General features: G+C 60.8%; 7 protein-coding genes, 1 tRNA gene and 2 pseudogenes. All 10 read right to left on the bottom strand.

Annotation, left to right across the window (positions count from 1 at the left end):
- A pseudogene (locus JNL55_RS10580) lies at nt 1-1,131 on the bottom strand (DNA-directed RNA polymerase subunit beta'); the annotation flags it as partial.
- A 50-nt stretch (nt 1,132-1,181) separates the two neighbouring features.
- Nucleotides 1,182-5,345, bottom strand: coding sequence for a DNA-directed RNA polymerase subunit beta (gene rpoB, locus JNL55_RS10575; RefSeq protein WP_293852784.1), 4,164 nt, complete (start codon nt 5,343-5,345; stop codon nt 1,182-1,184).
- Nucleotides 5,346-5,528: 183 nt separating this feature from the next.
- Entirely contained in the window at nt 5,529-5,912 is a 384-nt protein-coding gene (rplL, locus tag JNL55_RS10570; protein WP_293852783.1) for a 50S ribosomal protein L7/L12, read from the bottom strand.
- A 54-nt stretch (nt 5,913-5,966) separates the two neighbouring features.
- Entirely contained in the window at nt 5,967-6,497 is a 531-nt protein-coding gene (gene rplJ, locus JNL55_RS10565) for a 50S ribosomal protein L10 (protein WP_293852782.1), read from the bottom strand.
- A gap of 285 nt (nt 6,498-6,782) precedes the next feature.
- Nucleotides 6,783-7,478 (bottom strand): 50S ribosomal protein L1, encoded by a 696-nt coding sequence (rplA, locus tag JNL55_RS10560; RefSeq protein WP_293852781.1) that lies wholly within the window; start codon nt 7,476-7,478, stop codon nt 6,783-6,785.
- Between the two features lies 1 nt (nt 7,479).
- The gene (gene rplK, locus JNL55_RS10555; protein WP_116808911.1) at nt 7,480-7,911 is read right to left on the bottom strand and encodes a 50S ribosomal protein L11; all 432 of its coding nucleotides are present in this window, start codon (nt 7,909-7,911) and stop codon (nt 7,480-7,482) included.
- A gap of 103 nt (nt 7,912-8,014) precedes the next feature.
- The gene (gene nusG / locus JNL55_RS10550; protein ID WP_293852780.1) at nt 8,015-8,548 is read right to left on the bottom strand and encodes a transcription termination/antitermination protein NusG; all 534 of its coding nucleotides are present in this window, start codon (nt 8,546-8,548) and stop codon (nt 8,015-8,017) included.
- A gap of 2 nt (nt 8,549-8,550) precedes the next feature.
- On the bottom strand, nt 8,551-8,928 hold the full coding sequence (secE, locus tag JNL55_RS10545; protein ID WP_293852779.1) for a preprotein translocase subunit SecE: 378 nt from the start codon (nt 8,926-8,928) through the stop codon (nt 8,551-8,553).
- 30 nt (nt 8,929-8,958) lie between these two features.
- Nucleotides 8,959-9,034 (bottom strand) — tRNA-Trp (locus JNL55_RS10540).
- A gap of 61 nt (nt 9,035-9,095) precedes the next feature.
- Nucleotides 9,096-9,236, bottom strand: a pseudogene (gene tuf / locus JNL55_RS10535) (elongation factor Tu); the annotation flags it as partial.

Raw genomic sequence — 9,236 nt, 5'->3', positions numbered from 1 at the left:
GAACAGCTCCAACGCCATCTTCTTGGGCAGACCGCACTGGTGCAGGCGCAGGGTCGGACCCACCACGATCACCGAACGACCGGAGTAGTCGACGCGCTTGCCGAGCAGGTTCTGACGGAAGCGACCCTGCTTGCCCTTGATCATGTCGGCCAGCGACTTCAACGGGCGCTTGTTGGTGCCGGTGATGGCACGACCGCGACGGCCGTTGTCCAGCAACGCGTCCACCGCTTCCTGCAACATGCGCTTTTCGTTACGCACGATGATGTCCGGAGCATTCAGCTCCAGCAGGCGGCGCAGACGGTTGTTACGGTTGATGACGCGGCGATACAGATCGTTCAGATCCGAGGTCGCGAAGCGGCCGCCATCCAGCGGCACCAGCGGACGCAGGTCCGGCGGCAACACCGGCAGCACGGTCATCACCATCCACTCCGGCTTGTTGCCGGACTCGATGAACGACTCGAGCAGCTTCAGGCGCTTGGTGAGGCGCTTGATCTTGGTTTCCGAGTTGGTGCCGAGGATCTCTTCGCGAACCTTGAGCACTTCCTGCGGCAGGTCCAACGACTTCAGCAGCTCGTACACGGCCTCGGCACCCATGCGGGCGTCGAATTCATCGCCGTGCTGCTCGATGGCTTCCAGATACATTTCGTCGGTCAGCAACTGGCCGCGCTGCAGCTGGGTCATGCCCGGCTCGATCACCACGAACGCTTCGAAATACAGCACGCGCTCGATTTCACGCAGCGTCATGTCGAGCATCAAACCGATACGCGACGGCAGCGACTTCAGGAACCAGATGTGCGCGGTCGGGCTGGCGAGCTCGATGTGGCCCATGCGCTCACGGCGCACCTTGGACTGGGTCACTTCGACGCCGCACTTTTCGCAAACCACGCCGCGATGCTTCAGGCGCTTGTACTTACCGCACAAGCACTCGTAATCCTTCACCGGTCCGAAGATCTTGGCGCAGAACAGGCCGTCACGTTCCGGCTTGAAGGTACGGTAATTGATGGTCTCAGGCTTCTTCACTTCACCGAACGACCAGGAGCGGATCATTTCCGGCGAAGCCAGCCCAATCCGGATGGAGTCGAAATTCTCGACCGGAGTGTGCTGCTTAAAGAGCTTTAGCAAATCTTTCATGTGTCACCTACTTGAGTGTGCAGACGAGTGTTCAGCAACCGTGCGTGCGGTTACTTGTCACTCTCCTGCTCCAGCTCCATGTTGATGCCCAGCGAACGAATTTCCTTCACCAGCACGTTGAAGGATTCGGGCATGCCGGCCTTCATTTCGTGGTTGCCGTCGACGATGGCCTTGTACATCTGCGTGCGGCCGTTCACGTCGTCGGACTTGACCGTGAGCATTTCCTGCAGCGTGTACGAGGCGCCATACGCTTCCAGCGCCCAGACTTCCATTTCGCCGAAGCGCTGACCGCCGAACTGCGCCTTACCACCCAGCGGCTGCTGCGTAACCAGCGAGTACGGGCCAGTCGAACGGGCGTGCATCTTGTCGTCGACCAGGTGGTTGAGCTTCAACATGTACATGTAGCCCACCGTCACCTGACGCTCGAAGCGCTCGCCGGTACGACCGTCGAACAGCGTCGTCTGACCGCTGGTCGGCAGATCCGCCAGCTCCAGCATGCGCTTGATTTCCTCTTCCGCCGCGCCATCGAACACCGGCGTCGCCATCGGCACGCCGTGCCGCAGGTTGCCGGCCAGCGCGATGACCTCGTCGTCGGTCAACGAAGCGATGTCGGCCTTCTGGCCGCCGGTCTTGTTATAGACCTCGTCGAGGAAGCCGCGGATCGTCGTGGCGCGCTCGGCTGCCATGGTGTCGAGCATGCGGCCGATCTTGTGGCCGATGCCCTTGGCCGCCCAGCCCAAGTGCGTCTCCAGGATCTGACCGATGTTCATACGCGACGGCACGCCCAGCGGATTGAGCACGATGTCGACCGGCGTGCCGGTTTCATCGAACGGCATGTCTTCCACCGGGATGATGGTGGACACGACACCCTTGTTACCGTGACGGCCTGCCATCTTGTCGCCCGGCTGCACGCGGCGCTTCACGGCCAGATACACCTTGACCATCTTCAGCACGCCCGGAGCGAGATCGTCGCCCGCGGTGATCTTGGCGCGCTTCTCGTCGAAGCGCTTCTCGAACTCTTTACGCTGCGCCTTCAAGCGCTCGGCGGCACGTTCGACGGCGGCGTTCTCTTCATCGTCCTGCAGACGAATTTCCAGCCACTGCTCACGCGGCATGCTGGCGAGATAGGTCTCGTCGATGCTGGTGCCGGCCTTGAGCTTCTGCGGACCGGCCGAAGCCGGCTTGCCGAGCAACACGGCCTGGATACGCTGGAACAAGTCGTCTTCCAGAATACGGCGCTGGTCTTCCAAGTCCTTGCGAACTTTTTCCAGCTCCGACTTCTCGATCGACAACGCACGGCTGTCCTTCTCGACGCCGTCGCGCGTGAACACGCGAACGTCGATCACGGTGCCATCCATGCCCGGAGGCACGCGCAGCGAAGTGTCCTTAACGTCGGACGCCTTCTCACCGAAGATGGCGCGCAACAGCTTCTCTTCCGGCGTCAACTGGGTTTCCCCCTTGGGGGTTACCTTGCCGACCAGGATATCGCCGGCTTTGACTTCGGCGCCGATGAACGCGATACCAGCTTCGTCCAGCTTGGCGAGCGCGATGTCACCCACGTTCGGAATGTCGGCGGTGATTTCTTCAGGACCCAGCTTGGTGTCGCGAGCGACGCAAGTGAGTTCTTCGATATGGATCGTGGTGAAGCGATCGTCATGGACGACACGCTCCGAGATCAGGATCGAGTCTTCGAAGTTGTAGCCGTTCCAAGGCATGAACGCGACCAGCAGGTTCTGGCCCAGCGCCAGCTCGCCCAGGTTGGTCGAAGGACCGTCGGCCAGCACGTCGCCGCGCGCGATCACGTCACCCGCTTTCACCAGCGGACGCTGGTTGATACAGGTGTTCTGGTTGGAACGGGTGTACTTGGTCATCGAATAGATATCGACGCCGGCTTCCGACGCTGAGGTTTCAGCATCGTGCACGCGAACGACGATACGCGACGCGTCGACGGAGTCGATCACGCCACCACGACGGGCGACCACGGTCACGCCCGAGTCGATAGCCACAGCGCGTTCCATGCCGGTGCCGACCAACGGCGTCTCGGCACGCAGCGTCGGCACAGCCTGACGTTGCATGTTCGAACCCATCAACGCGCGGTTCGCGTCGTCGTGCTCGAGGAACGGAATCAGCGAGGCGGCCACCGACACGATCTGTTTCGGCGACACGTCCATGTACTGAATCTTGTCTGGCGAGGACAGCATGAATTCGTTCAAGTGACGGCACGACACCAGGTCGTCGGTGAAGCGGCTCTCCTTGCTCAGCACGGCGTTCGCCTGCGCGATCACGTACTGGCTTTCTTCGATGGCCGACAGGTAGTCGATCTCGTCGCCGACCACGCCGTCCACGACCTTGCGATACGGCGTCTCGAGGAAGCCGTAATCGTTGGTGCGCGCGTACACGGACAACGAGTTGATCAAACCGATATTCGGACCTTCAGGAGTTTCGATCGGGCACACGCGGCCGTAGTGCGTCGGATGCACGTCACGCACTTCGAAGCCGGCGCGTTCGCGCGTCAAGCCGCCTGGGCCGAGCGCGGACACGCGACGCTTATGCGTCACTTCCGACAGCGGGTTGTTCTGGTCCATGAACTGCGACAGCTGCGAGGAGCCGAAGAATTCCTTCACCGCCGCCGCCACCGGCTTGGCGTTGATCATTTCCTGCGGCATCAAGCCTTCGGATTCGGCCAGCGTCAGACGCTCCTTCACGGCGCGCTCGACGCGCACCAGGCCGATGCGGAAGGCGTTCTCCGCCATTTCGCCGACCGAACGCACGCGACGGTTGCCGAGGTGATCGATGTCGTCGACCTGGCCGTTGCCGTTGCGGATGTCGCACAGCTCTTTGATGACCGAGATGATGTCCGAGGACTCGGCATGCTTCTCGACCAGTTCCTTGGAGAACTCGTCGGTGCGCTTCGAGAAATGCGCGGTGTCGTACAGGATGCCCGGGCCGACGATGGCGTCACGATGCACGCGACGGTTGAACTTCATGCGGCCCACGGCCGACAGGTCGTAGCGCTCGGCATTGAAGAACAAGTTCTGGAACAGGTTCTCGGCCGCGTCCTTGGTGGGCGGCTCGCCCGGACGCATCATGCGATAGATTTCCACCAGCGCTTCCAGGCGCGTGCGGGTGGCGTCGATGCGCAGCGTGTCGGAGATGTACGGGCCGCGATCCAAATCGTTGACGTACAAGGCCCGAATTTCGCTGATGCCGGCTTCGATCAGCTTGTCGATCACGGCCACCGTCAGGATCTCGTTGGCCTTGGCCAGGATCTCGCCGGTGTCGGTGTTGAACACGTCGTGCGCCAGGATCTTGCCGATCAGGTATTCCTTCGGCACTTCCAGGCTGGTGACGTTCTTCTGCTCGAGCTGACGCACGTGACGCGCGGTCACGCGGCGGCCTTCCTCGACGATGACTTCTTCGCCGACCTTGATGGTGAACGACGCCGTTTCGCCGCGCAGGCGGGCCGGAATCAATTCGAATTCAATTTTGTCCTTGGCCAGCCGATAAGTGTTCTTGTCGAAGAACATATCGAGCATCTGCTCTTCGGTGTAACCGAGAGCGCGCAGGATGATGGTGACCGGCAGCTTGCGGCGACGGTCGATACGCGCGAACACGCAGTCCTTCGGGTCGAACTCGAAATCGAGCCACGAACCGCGATAAGGAATGATGCGCGCGGAGAACAGCAGTTTGCCCGAGCTGTGGGTCTTGCCGCGGTCGTGATCGAAGAACACGCCAGGCGAACGGTGCAGCTGGGACACGATGACGCGCTCGGTGCCGTTCACCACGAACGTACCGTTGTCGGTCATCAGAGGCATTTCGCCCAAATAGACTTCCTGCTCGCGGATGTCTTTGACCGTCTTCTTGGTCGGGGTCGATGTCTCTTTATCGTAAACAACCAGGCGTACCTTCACTCGCAGCGGGGCTGCGTAGGTGAGGCCGCGCATCTGGCACTCCTTCACATCGAACACGGGATCGCCGAGGCGATAGCTCACGTACTCGAGAATGGCGTTGCCGGAATAGCTGGTGATCGGGAACACGCTCTTGAACGCGGCGTGCAGGCCAGCTTCCAACCGATTTGACTCGGGGGCATCGGCTTGTAGGAACTTGCGGTACGAGTCGAGCTGGATCGCCAGCAGGTAAGGCACCTCGAGGATGCTCTCCCGCTTGCCGAAGTCCTTACGGATACGCTTCTTCTCGGTGAACGAATAGGCCATCTGGATCACCCTTGCCGAATCTGATGAGAGAGTTCAGGGCTTCGAATCTGAACATGGGAGGCGACCCAGTGTTGGGTCACCGCCACAAAAGACAATAGGAAGGCGCGGCCGGCGGAGCCAGCTCCGCAACCGCGCCTTCTTGGTACCGGTAAAAGTACGCTCAACAAAACTCCGCGAACGAGATTACTTGATCTCCGCAGCGGCGCCGGCTTCTTCCAGCTTCTTCTTGATCGTTTCCGCTTCGGCCTTCGGCACGCCGTCCTTGACCTGCGAGGGCACGCCTTCGACCAGGTCCTTGGCTTCCTTCAAGCCCAGGCCCGTGATCTCGCGGATGACCTTGATGACGCCGACCTTGTTGGCGCCGAAGCTGGTCATGGTGACGGTGAACTCGGTCTTCTCTTCGGCGGCCGGAGCAGCAGCGCCGCCGGCAGCAGGAGCAGCAGCGACGGCGACGGCAGCAGCGGCGCTCACGCCCCACTTCTCTTCCAGCGCCTTCACCAGGTCGACCACTTCCAACACCTTCAGGTTGGACAACGCGTCGATCAGTTCTTCCTTCGAAATAGCCATTTGAGTAACTCCAAAAATTAGATGATGTAACCGTAATCGAATCGGGCCGGCGGTTTAGGCGGACGCTTCGAGCTTGTCTTTGTGTGCGGCCAACACCCGAACCAGCTGCGCATGCGGTTCGTTGATGGTGCGGACGAACTGAGACAGCGGGGTCTGCAGCAAACCCAACAGGGTTGCGCGGGCCGCATCGAGCGTCGGCAAGCTGGCGACACGGTCCAAGTCCTTCGGCGACAGCAACGCGCCCCCGAGCGACACCACGGTCGGCACGAGTTTGTCGTTAGCTTTGGCGAAGTCCTTGACCAGTCGGGCAGCTGCCCCCGGGTCATCCTTCGAGAACGCGAGAACCAGCGGGCCTTTCAGGCTCTTGCCGACCACTTCGAACTGAGTGCCGGCGATAGCCTTGCGGGCCAACGTGTTCTTCACTACTCGCAGGTAGACACCGGATTTACGGGCCTTGGAACGCAGATCGGTCATCTGCGAAACCTTCAGCCCACGGTATTCCGCGGCCACCACGGACTGCGCTGTAGCAGCTACCGCGGCGACTTCGGCTACCAGTGCCTTCTTGTCATCGAGTCTGAGCGCCATGATTTCCTCCTGGCGTGAAGAGCGTTAATACGAACGGACACACGTCCTTGCGCGTCCACCCTGGTGGCCTTTTCCCGTTGCCGGGAAGTACCGCCTGACGGCGCCCTTCAGCGGAAAATCACTCGCCTTGCGGCTCATGAACACCGAATCGGGTAACACCATCTGCGCAGGTCTAATTAAGGAACTCACATTCCACCTGCGGTCTTCGATGTGGCCTGTCTTACGACAGGCGTGCATCAAACGAGACCGGACACTCACCGCGAGGTGAGTGCCCGTCGGAAACGATTAAATCGACAGCGACGAGGCTTCCACCGGCACGCCCGGGCCCATCGTCGAAGACACCGAGATCTTCTTCAGATAGATACCCTTGGCAGCCGCCGGCTTGGCCTTCTGCAAGTCAGCCAGCAGCGCGCTCAGGTTTTCCTTGAGCTTGGCCGCTTCGAAGCTGGCCTTGCCGATGGTGCAGTGGACGACACCGGCCTTGTCGGAGCGGTAACGCACCTGACCGGCCTTGGCGTTCTTCACGGCGTCGGCGACGTTCGGGGTCACGGTGCCGACCTTCGGGTTCGGCATCAAGCCGCGAGGACCGAGGATCTGACCGAGCTGACCGACCACGCGCATCGCATCCGGAGAAGCGACCACCACGTCGAAATCCATCTCGCCGGCCTTGACCTTCTCGGCCAGGTCTTCGAGACCGACGATGTCGGCACCGGCGGCACGCGCCGCATCCTGGTTCTTGCCGGAGGTGAACACGGCCACGCGCACCGACTTACCGATACCGTTCGGCATCACCGTCGAGCCACGCACCTGCTGGTCCGACTTCGAGGCGTCGATACCGAGGTTGACGGCGACGTCCACCGACTCGGCGAACTTGGCCTTGGCGAATTCCTGCACCAGGCTCAGGGCCTGGTCGATCGGATAGGTCTTGCCGGGTTGAATCTTGTTCGACCAGGCCTTCAAACGCTTAGCTACGAATGGCATGTCACACGCCCTCCACGTCAACGCCCATGCTGCGCGCAGTGCCCGCGACGGTGCGAACTGCGGCTTCCAGATCCGCGGCCGTCAAATCCGGCTGCTTGATCTTGGCGACGTCTTCGAGTTGCTTGAGGCTGATCTTGCCGACCTTGTTGGTGTTCGGCGCGCCGCTGCCCTTCTCGATGCCGATGGCCTTGCGGATCAGCACGGACGCCGGCGGCGTCTTCAGAATGAAGGTGAAGCTGCGATCGCTGTACACAGTGATCACGACCGGGGTCGGCAGACCCTTTTCCAAACTCTGCGTCTGCGCGTTGAACGCTTTGCAGAATTCCATGATGTTGACGCCCTGCTGACCCAGCGCCGGACCGACCGGTGGGCTCGGGTTGGCCTGGCCTGCAGGAATCTGCAGCTTGATATAGCCAGTGACTTTCTTGGCCATGTGTTTCTCCGGGTGCAAACGCTATTCTTGCGAATAGCTCCCCATTGCTACTACTACATGTGCACGCGATAAGCGCGTGCACCCAAAAACAGAAAAGGCTTTGTTAGGCCTTTTCCACCTGACTGAAATCCAATTCCACCGGCGTCGAACGGCCGAGGATTTGCACCGCCACTTGCAGGCGATTCTTTTCGTAGTTGACCGACTCGACCACGCCGTTGAAGTCGTTGAACGGGCCGTCGATGACGCGCACCACTTCACCGGGCTCGAACAGCACTTTGGGCTTGGGCTTGTCGATGCCTTCTTCGACCCGGCGCAGGATGCTCATCGCTTCCTTTTCGCTGATCGGAGCGGGCTTCTCCGGCGTGCCGCCGATGAAGCCGAGCACCTTCGGCACTTCCTTCACCAGGTGCCAGGTAGCCTCGTCCATTTCCATCTGCACCAGCACGTAGCCGGGATAGAACTTGCGCTCGCTCTTGCGCTTGGCGCCGTCGCGCATTTCCACCACTTCTTCGGTGGGCACCAGAATATCGCCGAACTTCTCTTGAAGGCCCTGCATCTTGATGCGGTCCTTCAGTCCTTCGGCAACACGATGCTCGAAGTTTGAATAGGCGTGCACGACGTACCAACGCAAAGCCATTGTCAACCTCCGCGCCCGGTCAGCCACTTCGTGAGGAAGCCGAGCAGCGTGTCCACGCCCCAGAAAAAGAAACCCAGCACGATGATCATGACGAACACCACCAAGGTGACCTGCATGGTCTCCTGGCGATTCGGCCATACCACCTTGCGCAACTCGATCCGTGAGCTCTGCACGAACTGCCAGAACGTCTTGCCCTGGAACGACTGCAAGCTGACCAGTGCACCGACCACCAGGGCCGCCAGCACCATGATCCAGCGCAGCCAGATCGGCAGATCCACCAGCAGATAGAAACCGACGATGCCGGCCGCCAAAATGACGACGCCCGCAGCGAGCTTCAGCGCATCGAGCGCTGTGGCATTTTCCTGAACTTGGTCGGTCATTGCTTACTGCGTGTGTCTGCCGCGCGTGAGTGGCAGGCCAGGAGGGAATCGAACCCCCAACCTGCGGTTTTGGAGACCGCCGCTCTGCCAATTGAGCTACTGGCCTAAGACTAGAAACTCATCCCAATCGATGGCGGAGGCCGTGAAGCCTCCGCACTCAATCAAACTTACTTGATGATCTTGGCGACGACGCCGGCGCCGACCGTCTTGCCGCCTTCACGGATGGCGAAGCGCAGGCCTTCTTCCATCGCGATCGGCGCAATCAGCTCCACCACCATTTTGATGTTGTCGCCAGGCATCACCATCTC

It is taken from the genome of Steroidobacter sp. (assembly GCF_016790065.1).
Lineage (GTDB): Bacteria > Pseudomonadota > Gammaproteobacteria > Steroidobacterales > Steroidobacteraceae > Steroidobacter.
Note: the sequence above shows the minus strand (reverse complement) of the source record. Positions and strands in the feature narration are given on the sequence as shown.